Origin of the sequence: Aeromonas sp. s2, from assembly GCF_040907935.1 — a bacterium.
GTDB classification, from domain to species: Bacteria; Pseudomonadota; Gammaproteobacteria; order Enterobacterales; family Aeromonadaceae; genus Aeromonas; species Aeromonas dhakensis.
The window spans coordinates 476,057-495,044 of sequence record NZ_JBFOCR010000005.1 but is presented as its reverse complement, the minus strand read 5'-3'; the positions used below and the strand labels follow the sequence as shown (position 1 = coordinate 495,044).

The following is an 18,988-nucleotide window of genomic DNA, read 5'->3' as shown; positions in this document are numbered from 1 at the left end:
GAAAAATAAGTCACTCACACGGGCCAAGCTTGTGGAAATGAGCGAAACCGTGTAGTTTTTTGCCTTCTCAAGAATTGAATAACCAATCAATAGGAGCGTGTATGCGCATTGTTCTGTTGGGGGCTCCGGGTGCCGGCAAGGGTACTCAGGCTCAGTTCATCATGGAAAAACACGGTATTCCGCAGATCTCCACCGGCGACATGCTGCGTGCCGCGATCAAGGCGGGCACCGAGCTGGGCCTCAAGGCCAAAGCCGTGATGGACGCAGGTCAGCTCGTCTCTGACGACATCATCATCGGCCTGGTCAAAGAGCGTATTGCCCAACCGGATTGCGCCAACGGCTTCCTGCTGGACGGTTTCCCGCGCACCATTCCCCAGGCGCAAGCCATGAAGGACGCTGGTGTTGCCGTGGACTTCGTACTGGAATTCGACGTGCCTGACGAAGAGATCGTCAAGCGCATGAGCGGTCGTCGCGTACACTCCGGCTCCGGCCGTACCTACCACGTGGTGTTCAACCCGCCGAAAGTGGAAGGCAAGGACGACGTGACCGGTGAAGATCTGGTGATCCGTGCCGACGACGAAGAGACCACAGTGCGCAAGCGTCTGGATGTGTACCATCAGCAGACCGCACCGCTCATCGGCTTCTACGGCAAGGAAGCGGAAGCGGGCAACACCCGTTACGTCAAGATTGATGGCACCCAGCCGGTGGAACTGGTCAGCAAGCAGCTGGCGACCATCCTGGGCTAAGCCCGCCATTGCCATCGTCCCCCAGGGGCCAGCGGCAATGCGCCATTGAGACAAGGGCCCGACAGGGCCCTTTCTTGCATATAAGACATAACAACAGAAAGACAGGAAGCAAACGTGACCACGAAAACCGGGATCTTGCTGGTCAATCTGGGTACCCCAGCCGCGCCCACCACGGCCGCCGTCAAGGCGTTTCTCAGCCAGTTTCTGCACGATCAGCGGGTCGTCGACCTGCCGCGCTACCTCTGGTGCCCGCTGCTCCACTTCATCATCCTGCCGACCCGCTCCCCCAAGGTGGCCAAGCTCTATCAGCAGGTGTGGACCGAGCAGGGCTCGCCGCTGATGGTGATAAGCCAGCAGCAGCGCGCGGCGCTGGAGCAGGAGCTCAGGCGCGAAGGGGTCGAGGTGCCGGTGGAGCTGGCCATGACCTACGGCTCCCCTTCGCTGGAGGAGGGTTGGCAGGCGCTCAAGGCCAAGGGGGTCAACCGGGTGATCCTGCTGCCGCTCTATCCCCAGTATTCGGTCAGTACGACCGCCTCGGTGTTCGATGGCTGGGCCAAGGCGATGAAAAAAGAGCGCAACCTGCCGGTGGTGCGGCTCATTCGTGATTACCATGCTCACCCTGAATATATCCAGGCGCTGGCCATGAGCGTGCGCCGCCACTGGGAGCAGCACGGCCAGGGCGAGCACCTGCTGATGTCGTTCCACGGCATTCCCGAGCGCTACGAGCGGGAAGGGGATCCCTATGGTCAGCAGTGCCGGCGCACCGCCGCCCTGCTGGCCGAGGCGCTCGGGCTGGAGGCCAGCCAGTGGACCGCCAGCTTCCAGTCCCGCTTTGGCAAGGAGGAGTGGCTCAAGCCCTACACCGACGTGACCATCGGCGGCCTGCCGGCCACCGGGATCAAGCGGCTTGACGTGATCTGCCCGGCCTTTGCCGCCGACTGCCTCGAAACCCTGGAGGAGATCCAGGTGCAGAACCGGGAGATCTTCATGGCCGCCGGTGGCGAGCAGTTTGAATACATTCCAGCCCTCAACAGCGATCAGGCCCACATCCGCATGATGGTGTCGCTGATCTGCCGCGAGCTGGCCTGATCGACACGCCGCCCGTGCCGTACCCCGGAGCGGGCCGTGTTTTGTTCGTTATCCAAGGAGAAGGAGCGTCATCATGATGCATATCACCCTGATTTACGCCGGCCTCTTGGGGCTGCTGTTTCTGCTGCTCTCCTTCTGGGTGGTCAAGCGCCGCGCCCAGTTCAAGGTGATGATAGGGGAAGGGGAGGCGCCGGAGATGCGCGCCGCCATCCGGGCCCACGGCAACTTCGCCGAGTACGTGCCGCTCACCCTGCTGCTGATGGCGCTGTGCGAGCTGGCGGGAGTCGGTGCCTTCTGGCTGCACCTTGGCGGCGTGCTGTTGCTGGTGGGGCGCATCCTGCACGCCATCGGCATCCAGATCCCCAAGGCGCCGAACATGCCGCGCCTCTTCGGCACCCTCTTCTTCTGGCTCTCGCTCGGGCTCTTCTCGGTGCTGGCGCTGGCCAGCGGACTCGCCGCCGGCTGAGTCTTGTCCGCCCCCAAAACCACCTCCTCGCGAGGTGGTTTTTTTGATGGGTTTTGGTAAACGTTTTCCTCTGCAACCCTTGTCTATACTGACTTCATATTTTAATCAGGCGACTTTTCGGCGCGGCGGATTGTGTTAAAATCCCGCCCCTCTTTCCCCCAGAGCACAAGAACATTGCCATGAAATTTCCCGGTCAGCGCAAGTCCAAACACTACTTTCCAGTGGATCGTCGTGATCCCCTCATCTCCCAGAGTGCGGAGCTCTCGGAGCGGGGCAAGGCCTATGTGGTCGGGATTGACCAGACGCTGGTCGACATCGAAGCGCACGTTGACCTGGCGTTTCTCGAGCGTTACGGCCTGAGCCGCGGCCACTCCATGCTCATCTCCGACGAGGTGGCGGAGCAGATCTACGACGAGCTCAAGAGCAACAACATGGTGGTGAGCGAATTTGCCGGCGGCACCATCGGCAACACCATGCACAACTACTCGGTACTGGCGGACTCCCACTCCATTCTGCTCGGCGTCATGAGCCAGGACATCCGCATCGGCAGCTACGCCTACCGCTATCTGTGCAACACCTCGTCGCGGGTCAACCTGGACTACCTGCAGCCGGTAGACGGCCCGGTCGGCCGCTGCTTCACCTTCATCACCGAAGGGGGCGAACGCAGCTTTGGCATCAACGCCGGCAAGATGGACCATCTGGATGTGGCCCACATCCCCGAGGAGATCATCAAGGAGTCCTCCGCCCTGGTCATCACCGCCTACCTGGTGCGCGGTGAAGATGGCACTCCGATGAAAGACGCGGCCATGGCTGCGGTGCGCTATGCCCGCGAGGCCGGCGTGCCTGTGGTGCTGACCCTGGGTACTCGCTTCGTCATCGAGTCCGACCCCCAGTGGTGGCGCGATTTCATCAGCGAGAACGTCACCGTGCTCGCCATGAACGAGGAAGAGGGCGAGGCCCTGACCGGTTTCTCCGATCCGCTGGCCGCCGCCGACAAGGCGCTGGACTGGGCCGACATGGTGCTCTGCACCGCAGGTCCGGTGGGGCTCTACATGGCCGCCTACACCGAAGATGACTTCAAGCGCGAAACCACCCTGCCGCTGCTGCCCGGCGTCATCCCCGAGTTCAACATGTACGAGTTCAGCCGCCCGATGACCCGCAGTGGCTGCCGCGTGCCCAAGCGCATCTACTCCCACATCTCCCCCTACATGGGCGGGCCGGAGAAGATCAAGAACACCAACGGGGCAGGGGACGGGGCGCTCTCTGCCGTGCTGCACGACATGGTGGCCAACGCCTATCACCGCAGTGCCGTGCCCAACTCCGCCAAGCACGTGGCCGAGTTCCTCACCTACTCCTCCCTCTCTCAGGTGTGCAAGTACGCCAACCGGGTGAGCTACGAGGTGCTGGCCCAGAGCAGCCCGCGCCTGTCGCGCGGTCTGCCGGAGAAGGAAGACAGCCTGGAAGAGGTGTACTGGGAGCGTTGATCCCGCCCTCTGCGCTGAAAACGCCTCCTTCGGGAGGCGTTTTGTCAGGTAAAACCCGCCATCGGGCAGTTTTTTGTGTGATAACCCCCAAGATGCTTGAGTCCATGTCGCTTTTGCGACACCATTTGGCCACCGCATTTCCACTCGGCACTGCCGTGGCCGCAGCACCCGATTAAAGAGAGAGCCCCATGAGTAAGTTAACTGACAATCTTGACGCCAATTTCCAACTGTTCATCGAAGAAGTCCGCGAGTCGGGTCAGGTGTGGGGTCTGCGCTACGGTGAAGACTGGGTGGTCTGCCGCTCTGCCGAGTTCGAAGATGCGGACGTGATGCCGCTCTGGTCCGCCGAAGAGGACGCCCGTCTGCACTGCGTGGACGAGTGGGCCGACTACGAGCCGGAAGTGATCGAGCTGGAAGAGTTCCTCGACATCTGGATCAACGATCTGGACGAAGACGACGTGCTGGTCGGCCCGAACTGGAACGCCGATCTGGAAGGGCAGGAGCTAGAACCCATCGAGCTGGCCAAGGCGCTGGTGGAACTGGACGCCTGAACCAGGCTGCATTGAACCGGGCCTTGGCCCGCGTGACGAGAACCGATATCCGTAATGGATGTCGGTTTTTTTATGGCCGGCTTGCAGAATACTGAATGAAAAGGCGATTTGCCTTTGCACCCGTCGGGGGGATGGTCCATCATCAACCTTTTGCCGAGCGGGAGGAGCCATGTTTGTATTCGACGTCACCGGCGCTGCGGGGGAGCGGGCCGAGATCCGGGTCCAGGCGCTGGACTGGGGACAGAGCGGCCCCGTCACCTTTCACTGTGATGACGATCGACTGGCGGTACTGCTGCTGACCGACTGTCGCTGCGATGCGGTGGGCTTCTTCAACTTGCTGGCGGGTTGCAAGCCGCTCTATCTGGAGCAGTGGCTCAGCTATCTGCAGGAGACCGGCCGCATCGCCAAGCAGAGCTGCCAGCTGGAGAGCCCGGCCCAGGAGGATTACCTTGCCAAGGCAGGTCTTGAACACGAGGAGCTCAATGCCCTGTTGGGGCAGGTCTATCAGGTGGCGGGCTTCAACCGGTTGCAAATCAACCGTTACCTCAAGAATCGCCACAATCCCACCGCCCTGGCGACCCGCTACGATCAGAAGGAGCTGGAGCGCTATCGCCAGCTCAACGACATCATTCTGACTCTGTTGAAGTTGAAGCATCCTCAGTAAAGAGCCCGAGCTGGCTGATGTCCGGCCGAAGCGGCTGGGGCCTGGCGATGAGATAGCCCTGCAGCCCGTCCACATACATGCCCTGCAGCAACTGCTTCTGGCCCAGCTGCTCGACCCCTTCCGCAATCACCTGGCACCCCATCCGGTGTGACACGTCGACGATCATCCGCACGAACTGCTGATTGGTGAGATCCTGCTCCAGCCCGGTGATAAGGGCAGGATCCAGCTTGATGTAGTCGGGCTTGAGCTCGCGAAACAGATTGAACGAGCCGATCCCCTTGCCGAAGTTGCAGATGGCGGAGCGGCTGCCGTTGCGTCTGAGCAGCTCGAACACCCGCTTGGCCCCGGTCAGGTTGCGCTCCAGGTGCTCCTCATCCAGCTCGAACACCAGGTTGGCACTGGTGTTGGGATCGTTGAGCAGCTGTCGGTCCAGCCAGATCAGAAAGGCGCTGTTTTGCAGCAGATTGCTGGAGAGGTTGATGCCCCAGCGACTCTGATTCGAGCCAAAAGCCCGGTACTGGCGCATGACGTGGATCACCAGCATCTGCTCCAGCCGCATCACCATGTCCAGCCGCTGGGCCATGGCAAACAGGGTGTCGGTGGGCAGCACGGTACCGTCGGCACCGCTGAAACGGGTGTAGATCTCGTTGTAGGCCAGCATGCTGCGGTGCATGGGCTGGATCGGCTGATAGGTAAAGTCGATCCGCTCCTGCTCCAGCAGCTCGGTCAGTACCAGCTTCCAGTGATGCTGCCCCTGCAGCTCCACCACGTTGTCATCCTGCTGGATGGCCCAGCCATTGACCGTCTCGGTTTGGGCACGGGCCAGCGCCAGATCTGCCCGGGCCAGAATGGCCTCTATCTTCTGGCCGCTGCTGAGCCGGGTCAGCCCGGAGTAGGCGGCGCTCTCCAGCTCGTGCTGCTGCTGATAGTGGTCGAAGGCGATCTTCAGATCCCGCCCGAGCAGGGGGGGCGGTATGTTGGCCTCTGGCCGTACCAGCACCGCGAAATCGGCCCCCGAGATGCGGTAGACCTGATGGCCGGGAAAGCGGCTCACCACCTTGTTGATGAGATTGGCAATATCCTTGATGTAGGCATCCCCCGACTGAAAGCCGCGCTGGGCGTTGAGCTTGCCAAGCTCGGTGGCGCGGACCAGCACCAGGGTGGCGGTCTGGGTATCCTGATCCCGCTGCAGCAGCTCGGTCATGTCGCGCCGAAAGGCGTGGCGGTTTTGCAGCTGGGTCAGCTCGTCCTGGGTCGCCTGATTGTGCAGTTCGCTGATCTGGCGGTGGGCATCGAGCTCGGCTTCGTTGAAGTGGGCGAGCAGTTGCTGCAGGGCGGCCTGGGCTGTCGGGGTCTCCAGGCAGGTGGGATCGCGCAGTTGCAGCGCCCGGCACCACACCTGCTCCTGTCTCTCCCGATCCGCCTGTTGCAGCCTCATCACCAGCCGGATCAGCAGGCCAAAGCCGAGCAGGCTGGTGGCGAGGATGAGCAGCAGGGTGAGCGGCGTGCTCGCGAAGGCGAGCCAGAGCCCCTGCAGCATCAGCAGGGGAGCACAGATGAGAGCCATCACCATCAGCTGGTTGCTCCCGAGCTTGTTCAACATGGTGTCATCCTTGATGATGTCGTTGATGCTGAAATTCTAACCAAGCTCGCATCGCAAAGCATGCGATCCCGCTCAACTCCTGGAAAAGGGCCAATTGAAATCAGTTAAATGTGAGTGAAACCACTTTCATGACGCCGGAAACAGGCGAAGATGAATCGAGAATGGATCAAAACAAGGCAGAGGTAATTATGTTGTTAGAACCCGTAAATACTGCCAAAGCACGGCAACTATTGAACCAGAGTATGGCCTTGGTGCTCGCGGGGGGACGGGGCAGTCGCCTGAAGCAGTTGACCGACAACCGCGCCAAGCCTGCCGTCCATTTTGGCGGCAAGTTCCGCATCATCGATTTCGTGCTCTCCAACTGCATCAACTCAGGCATTCGCCGGGTGGGGGTGGTGACCCAGTACAAGTCCCACAGCCTGCTGCGTCACCTGCAATCGGGCTGGTCTTTCCTGCGCTACCAGATGAACGAGTTCATCGACCTGCTGCCTGCCCAGCAGCGGGTGGACGAGGTGCACTGGTATCGCGGCACCGCCGATGCCATCTACCAGAACGTCGACATCATCCGTGACTACGGCCCCAAATACATAGTGGTGCTGGCGGGGGATCACATCTACAAGATGGACTACGCCGCCATGCTGCTCGATCACGTGCGTCTCGGCGCCAAGGTGACGGTGGCCTGCATCGAGGTGCCGCGCGCGGAGGCTTCCGCCTTCGGGGTGATGGACATCGACGAGCAGCGCAAGATCCGCGCCTTCGTGGAGAAGCCGGCCAATCCGCCCGCCATGCCGGGTAACGAGCACGTCTCCCTGGCCTCCATGGGCATCTACATCTTCGAGGCGGAGTACCTCTATCAGCTGCTGGAGGAGGACATCCACAACCAGGAGTCCAAGCATGACTTCGGCATGGACGTGATCCCGCGCATCGTGGGGGAGGGTAAGGCTTTTGCCCACCCGTTCACCATGTCCTGCGTGGGAGCCAAGGAGGGGCTGAAACCCTACTGGCGGGATGTGGGTACCCTGGATTCGTTCTGGGAGGCCAACATGGATCTCGCCTCCGTGGTACCCGAGCTGGACATCTATGACGAAAACTGGCCCATCTGGACCAGCCAGACCATGACGCCGCCAGCCAAGTTCGTGCAGGACCGCAACGGCCAGCACGGCATGACCATCAACTCCATGTTTGCGGGGGGGTCGATTGTCAGCGGCTCCTTCGTGCTCAACTCGGTGCTGTTCACCCATGTGCGGGTGCACTCCTTCTGCACCCTGGATCAGGCGGTGATCTTCCCCGGGGTAGAGATAGGTTCCGGCTGCCGCTTGCGGCGGGTGGTGGTGGACAAGGGCTGCAAGTTGCCCGATGGCCTGGTGGTGGGGGAGAACGCGGACGAGGACAGCCGCCGCTTCTACCGCTCCGAGCAGGGCATAGTGCTGGTGACCAAGGAGATGCTGGCCAAGCTGGGGTGATGTCGCTGCCAACGCCAGACGCCACAACTAAAAAGGGAGCCGATAAGGCTCCCTTTTTCTGTTCAGCCGGTGGCTGATTATTTTTCGGTGATCAGCGCCTTGGCGGCCATCACCATGGCGGTGCCGTGCTTGCCACCGGCGGCGGTGACTTGCGGGACGCCATCTTCGTCGGTGTCACCACCGGCCCCTTCGATGACGTTCTCGCCGGAGTCGCCGATCCACTCGGCCATCTGCATGCCGCCGTTGACGGTGCCGCGGAACCAGCTCACGTAGCGCTGGGTCAGCTGGGCCAGTTCCAGCGCCGGGGCCTTCTCGCTACCTTCGTTGCGCAGGTTCAGCATGGCAGAGCGCAGAGCGCCGGAGATGGCGGCCTGGGTCCAGGGGGTGTATTCACCCTGTTTGCCAGCGAGCCAGGTACCGGCCTTCTGGTTGAAGTAGGCCTTGTCGGCGGCGATGAACAGCTCGCGCGCCGCGGTGCGGTACTTGGCATCCGAGGTGGCCAGGAAGGCGGCGGTCAGGCCGCGGATGGTGGCAAACTGCGCGTCGATGGACTGGCCGGCATCGAGCTTGCCACCCAGGGTGATCCCATCGTGCACCAGCCCATTTTTGCCCTTGAGATTGGCCAGGATGAAGTCGGCCTGCTGGCGAATGAGCACCAGTGCCTGCTGGCCCTGGGCGGTTTTCAGATTCAGCTCGCCATTGTCACCGGCGGCGTAGCCCACCGGCAGTGCATCCTGGGCGCGCTGGAAGATCTGCAGAGCGACCAGGCTGTAGGCGGCGTCAAAGGTGGTGACGTGCTTGGCCTGTTTGCCGGCCTGCCAGCTGTCCACCAGGGTGCCGGCCTTGGGCTCGAAGTGGAGGGCATTGAGGTTCTTGAACACCATGCCGGAGAGGTTCAGCGCCAGGGAGAAGGCATCGTCACCCGCTACCAGCTTGGCGGCATCGCTGCCCTTGTTGGCGGCCGGTGCGGCGGCGAACGGGGCACCGTCAAACACGGCGTGGAAGGCCGGGTTCTGGTTGGTGTTGGCGCTGCGCTGATCGGTGAAGGCGTAGAACTCGGAGAGCGGCCACAGCATCATCCAGGCGTCGCGCAGCTGAGCGGAGCCATCAACCACCTCGAGCTTGCCGATGGCGCCGACCTCGTTCTTGGCCGTCTCGGTCACTTTCACCTGATGGGGGAAGTAGACGATGCCCTTGGCCGGATCGTATTGCGGAGTGATCCTGGCGCCCAGCTGCTTGCCGTCAAAGCCGAGCTGACCCTGCAGGATGGCCAGCTTGTCGATGGACTGCTCGGTCAGCATCATGCCGTTGAAGCCGTCGGCGGCAGAGACGCCCAGTTTGTGCTTGCCGTCCTGATCCATGGTGGCGGACGCGGCTTCCACCTCTTCATCGGTCTCGGCCACGTGCATGCCGCCGAGGAAGTCCTGGGACCACATCACTTCCTTGAGCAGGATGCCGCCCACGGCCGCCGGTACCAGCAGGTTGTCACTGCCGCTCCAGCGCAGGGTGGCGTAGTCGCGGAAGTAGGCCGGCACCTGGGTCTTGACGCTCTTCTCGTTGCCCTTGGCGGTCTTGATGGTGATCTGGTCGCCGTTGACCGGGGTGGCGTTGACGGCTTGTGCGAACTCCGGGTTGGCGGAGGCGTAGGGCAGGGAGAGGGGATACATGCCCTGCGGCACTTCATCGGCCGGGAAACCGACCGCATCGGCCATGGCCAGCACTCGCTGGCCGAGGGTGGCCATGGTGCCGCCACGAGCCAGGTTTTGCGGCCCGTTCACCAGGTGCGGGCCCATGCCGGATTGATAGTTGAGGGCGTACATCGCCTCTTCGGAGTATTCATAGGATTCGATGCCGGCGGCGAAGTCGAACGGAGTCGGCTCGTCGGCGCGGTTGGCGTCCAGCACATCCAGATCCAGACCGAGGGCCTCGGCCAGCGGCTCGCCGGAGAGCTCGAATTCGGTGTAGGCCAGCATGTTGGCGGCGGTGTTGAATGTCTTGTCTTCTACCTTGACGGCGGCGTGTGCGGCGCCGCTCAGGATCGCGCAGGCGATCGCCTGGACCAGTACGGTTTTTCTCATGTCCCTTCTCACCATATGTTTGATTTTATTATGACGCTTCTCATGAATCTAAATGAGAATGGTGTGCATTATGAGGCAAAGGGGGGAGCTTGAGAAGAAAAAACCGCGCCCCTGGGGTTGAAGAGAAGAGGGGCGCGGTTGGGGGTCAGAGCAGCTTGAAGGGGATCACCAGCCGGCCGGGCTCCACCTTGAGTGCTTCGACTTTCTCCTTGATCCGCGCTTCGTTCTGGCGGCTGCCATCGAGCCGATAGACGGGGGTCTGGGAGAGGAACAGGGAGAGGGACTGGTTGAAGGTGGGCAGCAGCGGGGTGAGGGCGGTGCCCACGTCGGCCGGCTCTGTCTTGACCGAGAGTAGCTCGAGATCGCGCAGATAGATGGCCCCCTGCTCGGCCACGTAGTCGGGGCGGGCGCTCAGGGAGAGGCGGATCTTCATCTGCTGGCTGCCGAGCGGGCTCATCACCTGCAGGTCGCCGGCGGCATCCAGCTCGACCCGGTCAGCCTGGCGGCGACCGATGCGGCTCTGCATCTCATCGAGGCGGATCTTGCTCGACATGATGCCGGGGATCCCCAGCTGTTTTTCGAAGGCGACCCTCTCTTTGAGGTACTGGTTGATCTCCCCTTCGCTGACGTTGTACTGGGTGAGTGAACAGGCCGCCAGCAGCAGGCTGAGGGGGAGCAGAAGCAGGTGCTTTAACATCGAGGATCCCGTGGGTTGAAACAATGGTCATGAAGATGGCGCCATCTTAGGGGTAAATGGCGCTCGCTGCCAGCGCGGGCGGTGAGTCCGCGGTTTTTGTCGCAGCCTCATATGGGGTGTTGGCAGCGGTGCTCATACGGGCAAGAGGGGTCGGCCCTGCACGGTGGGCCACGACGGGCAATATCCACAGATAAGTTCCAGTTTTATCGGCACAAAAATCCCATTGACCGGGGGATTTCAAAGCGAGTATTTTACCGCCGCACAAATACAAATTGATAATCATTATCATTTTGAATCATATTTGAGGGTGTAACGTGGATACTCTTGTGATGGAAAATAGCGCGCCTGCCCAGGCTGCGTCACCGCCCGATTTCTTGTTTACCTCGGGGCAGGGCACGATCAGTGCCACTGACCTGGGCCAGCCTATCACCACCCCCGCCTGTGAATGGCCCTTGCTGGAACAACAGATTGCCGACGCGCTGGCCGCGGCCAGCGCCGCCGGCCAGAGCAACCCCCTGCTGATCGGTGCCTTTGCGTTCGATCCGGCGGAGGCCTCCTGCCTTTATGTGCCCGGCCGCTATAAGCGGGGCGAGCGCCCTGTTCCGGTGCAGCAGGCGCCTACGACAGCGGCCGAGCAGGCCGTCGAGGCCAATCGGGTCATCTCGGTGCAGAGCACCCCGCCGGCCAGCGAATTCCAGGCCTCGGTCAGTGCGGCGCTGGATGCGTTTGCACAAGGCCGGCTGTCCAAGGTGGTGTTGTCGCGCAAGCTGACACTCACCCTGCATCAGCCCGCCGATCCGAAGCGGGTGATGACCCGTCTGATGGCCCAGAACCCCCACGCCTTCCACTTCTCCCTGCCGCTTGGCCAGGGCCGCCGCCTGCTCGGTGCCAGTCCGGAGCTGCTGCTGCGGGTCAGCGGGGGAGAGGTGTTCACCCATCCGCTGGCGGGTTCCGCCAGACGGGTGAGCGAGCCGGCGCAAGACGAAATGGTCGCCCGGGATCTGCTGGCCTCCCGCAAGGATCAGCATGAACACAAGTTGGTGATCGACGAGATCCGCCGGGTGCTGACCCCCCACTGCCGCGAGCTGGCCATTCCCGCTCATCCCTCGCTGATGAGCACGGATACCCTCTGGCATCTGGGCACTCCCATCGCCGGCCGGCTCAATGGCGGCGAGGCATCGGTGCTCTCCTTGGCCTGCCAGCTGCATCCCACCCCGGCCCTGTGCGGCTATCCCACCGAACTTGCCCGCCAGTTTATCCGCGAGCAGGAGCCCTTCCGGCGTGCCCTGTTCAGCGGCATCGTCGGCTGGTGCGACAGCCAGGGCAACGGTGAGTGGGCCGTGGTGATCCGCTGCGGCGTACTCGATGGCCATCAGGTGGAGCTGTTTGCCGGCGCCGGCATCGTCGCGGGCTCGGATCCCGCCATGGAGTGGGCCGAGACCGGCACCAAGCTGGGGACCATGCTCAAGGCCCTGGGCTTGGATTTGGAGGTGGCGCAATGACGCAGCTTCAATATCTGGGCTGGCCGAGTGGGCAGCCAAATCTGAAAGCCCTGGACCTGAGTCCGGAGGTCGCGCAATGAGCGATACCAACCGCTTCCTGCCCTATACCCGCTGGCCCGATGCATTGGCCCAGCGCTACCGCGCCAAGGGCTATTGGCGCGGTGAGCCGCTGACAGCCATGCTGGTGCGTCAGTGCGAGCAGGCCCCCGACGCCGAGGCCATTCTCTGCGGTGAGCGCCGCTTCAACTATGGCGAGCTGGACGCCGCCTCGAGCCGGCTGGCCGCAAATCTGGCCCGCCGCGGCCTGGGGGCAGGGGATACCGCACTGGTGCAGCTCCCCAACGTGGCCGAGTTCTATCTGGTGTTCTTTGCCCTGCTCAAGGCCGGCATTGCGCCGGTCAATGCGCTCTTTAGCCACAACCGGCTGGAGCTCCTCTCTTATGCCGAGCAGATCACACCGCGCCTCTTTATCGGCTCGCTGGCTCATCCGCTGTTTGCGAGCAAGGGACGCGAGAGCGAGCTGCTGACAAGCATCGGCGCCGAGCTGGCGCTGCTGGATGGCGACGCGGGGGAGCTGGGGCTGACCCGCTGGTTCGACGAGGGGGATGAGGGGATCTCCCCATCCGTCTCCTTTGCCCCGACCCCGGCGGACGAGGTGGCCTTCTTCCAGCTCTCCGGCGGCAGCACCGGCACTCCCAAGCTCATTCCCCGTACCCATGACGACTATTACTACAGCGTGCGCCGCAGCAATGAGATCTGCGGCCTAGGCCCTCATACCCGCTATCTGTGCGCCCTGCCGGCGCCCCACAACTTCCCCCTGAGCTCCCCGGGCGCCCTGGGGGTGTTCGAGGCGGGCGGCACCGTGGTGCTCGCCCCCGACCCCAGCCCCATCAGCTGTTTCCCGCTGATTGCCCGCCACCAGGTCAATCTCACCTCGCTGGTGCCGCCGGCGGTCTCGCTCTGGCTGCAGGCCGCGGAAGCGGACCCCACCGCGCGCACTCAGCTCGAGAGCCTCGACTTGTTGCAAGTGGGCGGCGCCAAGCTGGGGGAGGCGGTGGCCAGCAAGATTGGGCCGCTGCTTGGCTGCCGGCTACAGCAGGTGTTCGGCATGGCGGAGGGGTTGGTCAACTACACCCGGCTGGATGACCCCGACGAAAAGGTGATCCACACCCAGGGCCGCCCCATGAGCCCGGATGACGAGGTGCGCATCCTCGATGAGGCGGGCAATCCGGTCGCCCCCGGCGAGCCTGGCGCCCTGCACACCCGCGGCCCCTATACCTTCCGCGGTTACTACCAGAGCCCGGCCCACAACGCCCGGGTGTTCGATGCCGAGGGCTTCTACTGCTCCGGCGATCTGGTGGTACAGGATGCCGATGGTTACCTCACTGTGGTGGGGCGGCAGAAGGATCAGATCAACCGGGGCGGCGAGAAGATCGCGGCGGAAGAGGTGGAAAACCAGCTGCTGCACCATCCGGCCATCACCCATGCGGCCCTGGTCTCCATGCCCGACAGCGCCATGGGGGAGAAGAGCTGCGCCTTCATTGTCAGCACGGATCCCGCCTTGAAGCCGCTGGCCTTGCGCAAGTTTCTGCGCGAGCGCGGGGTGGCGGACTTCAAGCTGCCCGACCGTTTCGAAACCCTGGACGCCCTGCCCATGACGGCGGTGGGCAAGATTGACAAGCAGGGGCTGCGGGCGCGCATTGCGCACGCCATCGCCGCCAACCAGTCCCTGACAACTGCATAAAACTAAAAAGGAATCATGACGTTATGGCTATCCCAACCCTGAACAATTACGCCATGCCCAGCCAGTGGAAGGCCAACAAGGTCGACTGGTCTCTGGATCCCAAACGCGCCGCCCTGCTGATCCACGACATGCAGGAGTACTTCACCGCCTTCTATGGCGAAAACAGCCCGCTGATCGCGGCGCTCACCGAGCGCCTGGCCGCCGTGCGCAAGCAGTGCAAGGCCCTCGGCATTCCGGTCTTCTACACCGCCCAGCCCAAGGATCAATCCCCTGAAGATCGCGCCCTGCTCAACGACATGTGGGGCCCGGGGCTCAACAAGCGGCCCGAGCAGCAGCAGGTGGTGGCAGCGCTGCGCCCGGAGCGTGACGACACCGTGCTGGTCAAGTGGCGCTACAGCGCCTTCCAGCGCTCCGAGCTCGAGCAGATGCTCAAAGCGCTGGGACGGGATCAGCTGATCATCGGCGGCATCTACGGCCATATCGGCTGCATGATGACCGCCTGCGACGCCTTCATGCGCGACATCCAGCCCTTCTTCCTGGCGGACGGGGTGGCGGACTTCTCCCTGGCCGATCACCAGATGGCGCTCGACTACGTGGCGACCCGCTGCGGCAAGGTGATCCGCTGCGAGGAGGTGCTGGCCCTTGCCCCGGCTTCCGCTTCTGCCGCCCAGGCCAACCCGTTGTCCACCAATCCGTTGCTGACGTATGAGGGTCTCAAGGCGCGGCTGCTGAGCCATATCGACGAGGACGAAGGGGAGTTTGACCCCGACGAGAACCTCATCGACTACGGTCTGGATTCGGTGCGGATCATGGCCCTGCTCACCGAGTGGCGCGCCGCCGGGGTGGAGCTCGGCTTCGTGGATCTCGCCAAGCTGCCGACCCTCAACGGTTGGTGGCGCCTCATCGAGTCCAAACTGGCAGCCCAGGCGCTGGAGGTGACCCCATGAACCGCTTCCCCTTGACCATCCCCCAGCAGGGGCTCTGGTCCGGACATCTGCTCAACGACGACAAGGCGATGTTCAACACCGCCGAGTGCATCGCCTTCGACGGCAAGGTCGAGGCGGCCGTGCTGGCCGCGGCCCTTGCCAAGGCGGTGGGGGAGTGCGAGGCGCTCAGGGGCCATTTCGAGCAGGATGGCGAGGCGGTCTGCTTCGTCCCGGCCGAGCTGCCCCTGGCCTATGAAGAGGTCTCCCTCGAGCGCGATGACGAGACGCTGGCCCGCGCCTGGGCCTGGGCCGATCTGCGCCGCCCGTTCGAGTTGACCCAAGAAGCGCCCTGCCGCTTCGCCCTGCTGCGCGGCCCCGGCCGCGATTACCTCTACAGCTGCGTGCACCACATCGCCCTCGACGGCTTTGGCACCACCTTGCTGTTCCAGCGCATCGCCGAGATCTATGCAGAGGGACTGGCCGGTGAGATGCACTCCCCATCCCCTTTCGGTTCGTTGGCGGAGGTGCTGGCGGAAGAGGCGAGCCGCGAGCTAAGCGGCAAGAACGCCGCCGCCCGCGCCTTCTGGCAGGAGCAGCTGCAAGGCTGGCCCGAGGTGAAGTCCTTTGGCGAGACCCGCGCGCCGATCGCCGCCGACTTTATCCGCGAGAGCCGCCCGCTACCAGCGGCGCTGTGGCAATCCCTGACCGGCTTTGCCGACGAGCACAAGCTGGGCTGGCCCGATCTGCTGCTGGCCGGCCTCTCGGCCCAGCTGTCGCTGTCGAGCGGCCAGGATAAGACCCTGCTCGGCCTGATGATGATGAACCGCATCGGCTCGGCATCGTTGACCGTGCCCTGCATGCAGATGAACATTACCCCGCTGGCGCTGACACTGGGTGAAGAACTGGATCTGGCGGGGGCCGCCGGCGCCGTGGCCAAGGCCAAGCGCGGGGTGCGCAAACACCAGCACTATCGCTACGAGCTGCTGCGCCGCGATCTTGGCCTGGTGGGGGGCGACAAACGCCTGTTCGGCCCCCTGGTCAACATCATGCCGTTCGATCACGCTCGCCGCTTCGGGCCGCTATCTGCCCATATTCTCAACATCAGCGCCGGCCCGGTGGAGGACCTCACCATCGAAGTGCAGGTCGGCGTCGATGGCCAGCCCAGACTGGATCTGGACGCCAACCCCGGCTGCTACCAGCAGGGGGATCTGGCAGCCATCGCCGATACCCTGTTTGCCCTGCTGGGCCGCTGGCTGGCCGAGCCCGCCCAGACCCTGAGGACCCTCAAGGCCGACTGGCTGGCGGAGCAGCGAGCCAGCGCCCTGATCGCCGGCCCCGCTCACGAGGCTATCCAGGCACGACCGGTGCTGGAGGCACTCTGCCACTTCGCCGCCCAGACCCCGCACAAGATTGCCTTGATTCAGAGCACGGCGCAGGGAGAGGCCCGCTTCAGCTACGAGGCGCTGCTGGCCCGCTGCGAACAGATGGCGGCCGCCCTGCAGGCTGCAGGCGTCGCCCCCGGCGACAAGGTGGGGGTCATGCTGGCCCGCACCCCCCAGGCCATCTTCGCCCAGCTGGCGGTGCTGCTGGCGGGCGCCGTCTATGTGCCGCTCGACCCTGAGCAACCGCTGGAGCGTCAGGGCCATATTCTGCGGCTGGGGGAGGTCAAGACCCTGATCACCCAGGCCGAGTATCGCCACAAGCTGGCCAGCATGTTTGAGGGACGTACGCTGCTGGCGGGGGATCTGGTGAGCGATGATCGGCTCAACCAGCCGGCCGCCGGCCGCGCCGTCGCCTACCTGATGTTCACCTCGGGCTCGACCGGCCTGCCCAAAGGGGTGGCGGTCAGCCACGGCGCGCTGGATCACTTCGCTGCCGCCGCCCGCTGCCGTTATCACCTGGATGAAGACGCGCGGATGCTGCAATTCGCCCCCTTCAACTTTGACGCCAGCATCGAGGAGGTGTTCGCCACCCTGAGTGCCGGTGCCACCCTGGTGCTGCGCACCGACGCCCTGCTCGAATCCATGCCCGCCTTTGCGGCTGGGGTAGAAGCGCAGGGGATCACCCACCTCGACCTGCCCACCGCGTTCTGGAACGAGTGGGTGGTGGCGCTGACGGCGGGTCAGGCCCACATTCCTGCCGGGCTTACCACCGTCATCATCGGCGGCGAGGCGGTCTACCCCGAGCAGCTGGCCCAGTGGCAGCGCCAGGGCCGCTCCGATGTGCGCCTGTTCAACACCTACGGCCCCACCGAGACGACCGTGGTGGTGACCACTCAGGAGTTGCAACAGGAAGACCCGAGCCAGGCCCAGTTGCCCATCGGCCTGCCGCTGCCCGGTATGCAGGCGCTCATCCTCGGGGCAGGGGAGCAACCCGCCAGCGAGGGGGAGCTGGTGCTGCTCGGCCCGCAGCTGGCCAACGGCTATGTGGGGGGCGAGCAAGGGAGCTTTGGCACCCTGCGTGTCGGTGCGGAGCAGATGCCCGTCTATCGCACCGGCGATCGGGTGCGCCTGGTGGCTGGCCGGCTGGTCTACCTCGGCCGGCGCGACAACGAATTCAAGATAAGCGGCTATCGCATCCAGCCCGGCGAAGTGGAGGCCCAGCTGCTGGCCCTGCCCGGGGTGGACGAGGCCTGCGTGCAGGGGGTGAGCATCGGCAGCGTGCGCCGGCTGGTGGCCTTCGTGGCGGGGCCGGAGCGCGACAGCCGGGTCATCAAGGTGCAGCTGGCCAGGGTGCTGCCTGCCGCCATGATCCCCACCGACTATCGCCACTATGACCAGTTGCCCCGCACCGGCTCCAACAAGCTGGATCGCAAGGCCCTGCTGGCCGCCTACCAGGCGGGCGGCGAAGCGTTGACCCTGGGCAGCGAAACCGAGAACCGGGTCGGCGCCATCTGGCAGCAGATCCTGGGGCTGGCCACCATGGCGCCCGCGGACAACTTCTTCGAACTGGGGGGCCAGTCCCTGCAGACCATCCAGATCGTCAACCGGCTCGGCGCCGAGTTCGGGGTGCAGGTCAAGGTCTCCGATGTGTTCGATCACCCGCGCCTCGACGACTTCTGCCGCTTCCTCGACGGCCTGCTTGCCGAGGACGAAGAGAGCGTGGAGATGGTGTGGTGATGAGCAAGATGACGAAGGATCAGCAAAAAATGGCCTTTGATTTCACTGGCAAGCGGGTCTGGGTGACCGGGGCCGGGCGTGGCATCGGCCGCGAGGTGGCCACGCAGTTCGTGGCGGCCGGCGCATCCGTGGTGGGGCTGGATCTGGCGTTTCCCGAAGCCGACTACCCCTATGCCACCCGGCTGCTCGATATTGGCGACTCGAAGGCGGTCAACGCCTGCTGCGCAGCGCTGCTGGCGGACGGCGGGCTCGATGTGCTGGTGAACGGGGCCGGGGTGCTGCGCCTCGGCCCCACCGAGACCTTAAACGATGACGACTGGCACGACTGCATGACGGTCAACGCCAGCGGCGTCTTCTATCTGCTGCGGGCCCTGGTGCCCCACTTCAAGGGGCAGCGGCGCGGCGCCATCGTCACCATCGGCTCCAATGCCGCCCATGTGCCGCGCATGCAGATGGCGGCCTATTGCGCCTCCAAGGCGGCGGTCACCAGCCTGACCCAGACGGTGGGGCTGGAGCTGGCCCCCTTCGGCGTGCGCGCCAACCTGGTGTCGCCGGGCTCGACGGATACCCCCATGCTGCGCGGCATGCTGCCAAGCGAGGAGGCCATGGCCCGCACCATTGCCGGGTTGCCGGAGCAGTTCAAGCTCGGCATCCCCCTGCGCAAGGTAGCCACCCCGGCGGAGATCGCCCATACCGTCCTCTTCCTGGCCTCGGATCTGGCCAGCCACATCACGCTGCAGGATCTGGTCGTCGACGGCGGCGCCACCCTGAGTGCCTGAGGCTTGAGAAACAGATGAACAATATGATTTTGCTGTTGAAACGGCTGGACGGTCAGAGCGTGAAGCTCGCCCTGAAT

The 18,988-nt window shown here is 63.9% G+C and carries 15 protein-coding genes; 12 read left to right on the top strand and 3 right to left on the bottom strand.

What is annotated here, in order from left to right; translation table 11 throughout:
- Positions 1 to 101: 101 nt before the first annotated feature.
- The 6 genes from adk to AB5Y81_RS03595 all read left to right on the top strand — a co-directional run bounded on the left by adk (position 102) and on the right by AB5Y81_RS03595 (position 5,000).
- On the top strand, positions 102 to 746 hold the full coding sequence (adk, locus tag AB5Y81_RS03620; protein ID WP_005301834.1) for an adenylate kinase: 645 nt from the start codon (positions 102 to 104) through the stop codon (positions 744 to 746).
- A gap of 114 nt (positions 747 to 860) precedes the next feature.
- Positions 861 to 1,835: a ferrochelatase gene (gene hemH, locus AB5Y81_RS03615; protein WP_201883716.1), complete on the top strand. Its 975-nt coding sequence runs from the start codon at positions 861 to 863 to the stop codon at positions 1,833 to 1,835.
- Between the two features lie 73 nt (positions 1,836 to 1,908).
- Positions 1,909 to 2,301, top strand: a complete 393-nt coding sequence (locus AB5Y81_RS03610) for an MAPEG family protein (RefSeq protein WP_005301828.1) — start codon at positions 1,909 to 1,911, stop codon at positions 2,299 to 2,301.
- A 179-nt stretch (positions 2,302 to 2,480) separates the two neighbouring features.
- On the top strand, positions 2,481 to 3,785 hold the full coding sequence (locus tag AB5Y81_RS03605) for an inosine/guanosine kinase (RefSeq protein ID WP_005301825.1): 1,305 nt from the start codon (positions 2,481 to 2,483) through the stop codon (positions 3,783 to 3,785).
- 188 nt (positions 3,786 to 3,973) lie between these two features.
- The gene (locus AB5Y81_RS03600; RefSeq protein WP_005301823.1) at positions 3,974 to 4,336 is read left to right on the top strand and encodes a DUF2750 domain-containing protein; all 363 of its coding nucleotides are present in this window, start codon (positions 3,974 to 3,976) and stop codon (positions 4,334 to 4,336) included.
- 169 nt (positions 4,337 to 4,505) lie between these two features.
- Positions 4,506 to 5,000 carry a hypothetical protein gene (locus tag AB5Y81_RS03595; protein ID WP_010633746.1) on the top strand — a complete coding sequence of 165 codons (495 nt, stop codon included), beginning with the start codon at positions 4,506 to 4,508 and terminating at the stop codon, positions 4,998 to 5,000.
- On the opposite strand, the gene AB5Y81_RS03590 is transcribed toward AB5Y81_RS03595, so the two are convergent.
- Positions 4,963 to 6,603: an EAL domain-containing protein gene (locus AB5Y81_RS03590; RefSeq protein WP_025201585.1), complete on the bottom strand. Its 1,641-nt coding sequence runs from the start codon at positions 6,601 to 6,603 to the stop codon at positions 4,963 to 4,965. The two genes, AB5Y81_RS03595 and AB5Y81_RS03590, sit on opposite strands and share 38 nt — an antisense overlap.
- 188 nt (positions 6,604 to 6,791) lie before the next feature.
- Between AB5Y81_RS03590 and glgC the strand changes: the two genes are divergently transcribed.
- The gene (gene glgC, locus AB5Y81_RS03585) at positions 6,792 to 8,066 is read left to right on the top strand and encodes a glucose-1-phosphate adenylyltransferase (protein WP_005301813.1); all 1,275 of its coding nucleotides are present in this window, start codon (positions 6,792 to 6,794) and stop codon (positions 8,064 to 8,066) included.
- Between the two features lie 77 nt (positions 8,067 to 8,143).
- Here the strand turns inward: glgC and AB5Y81_RS03580 are convergent, their stop codons facing one another.
- On the bottom strand, positions 8,144 to 10,144 hold the full coding sequence (locus AB5Y81_RS03580; RefSeq protein ID WP_279484245.1) for a hypothetical protein: 2,001 nt from the start codon (positions 10,142 to 10,144) through the stop codon (positions 8,144 to 8,146).
- Between the two features lie 145 nt (positions 10,145 to 10,289).
- Positions 10,290 to 10,841: a lipoprotein gene (locus AB5Y81_RS03575; RefSeq protein WP_279484246.1), complete on the bottom strand. Its 552-nt coding sequence runs from the start codon at positions 10,839 to 10,841 to the stop codon at positions 10,290 to 10,292.
- A 314-nt stretch (positions 10,842 to 11,155) separates the two neighbouring features.
- On the opposite strand from AB5Y81_RS03575, the gene amoC reads away from it, so the two are divergent.
- From amoC to amoA, 5 genes are all read left to right on the top strand, one after another.
- On the top strand, positions 11,156 to 12,343 hold the full coding sequence (gene amoC, locus AB5Y81_RS03570; RefSeq protein ID WP_279484247.1) for an amonabactin biosynthesis isochorismate synthase AmoC: 1,188 nt from the start codon (positions 11,156 to 11,158) through the stop codon (positions 12,341 to 12,343).
- Between the two features lie 76 nt (positions 12,344 to 12,419).
- Positions 12,420 to 14,087 carry a (2,3-dihydroxybenzoyl)adenylate synthase gene (locus AB5Y81_RS03565; protein WP_279484248.1) on the top strand — a complete coding sequence of 556 codons (1,668 nt, stop codon included), beginning with the start codon at positions 12,420 to 12,422 and terminating at the stop codon, positions 14,085 to 14,087.
- 23 nt (positions 14,088 to 14,110) lie between these two features.
- On the top strand, positions 14,111 to 15,034 hold the full coding sequence (gene amoB / locus AB5Y81_RS03560) for an amonabactin biosynthesis bifunctional protein AmoB (RefSeq protein ID WP_279484249.1): 924 nt from the start codon (positions 14,111 to 14,113) through the stop codon (positions 15,032 to 15,034).
- Positions 15,031 to 18,132: an amonabactin biosynthesis non-ribosomal peptide synthetase AmoF gene (gene amoF, locus AB5Y81_RS03555; protein ID WP_368146545.1), complete on the top strand. Its 3,102-nt coding sequence runs from the start codon at positions 15,031 to 15,033 to the stop codon at positions 18,130 to 18,132. The genes amoB and amoF overlap by 4 nt, the downstream gene beginning before the upstream one ends.
- A gap of 29 nt (positions 18,133 to 18,161) precedes the next feature.
- The gene (amoA, locus tag AB5Y81_RS03550; RefSeq protein WP_126881703.1) at positions 18,162 to 18,911 is read left to right on the top strand and encodes an amonabactin biosynthesis protein AmoA; all 750 of its coding nucleotides are present in this window, start codon (positions 18,162 to 18,164) and stop codon (positions 18,909 to 18,911) included.
- Positions 18,912 to 18,988 lie beyond the last annotated feature (77 nt).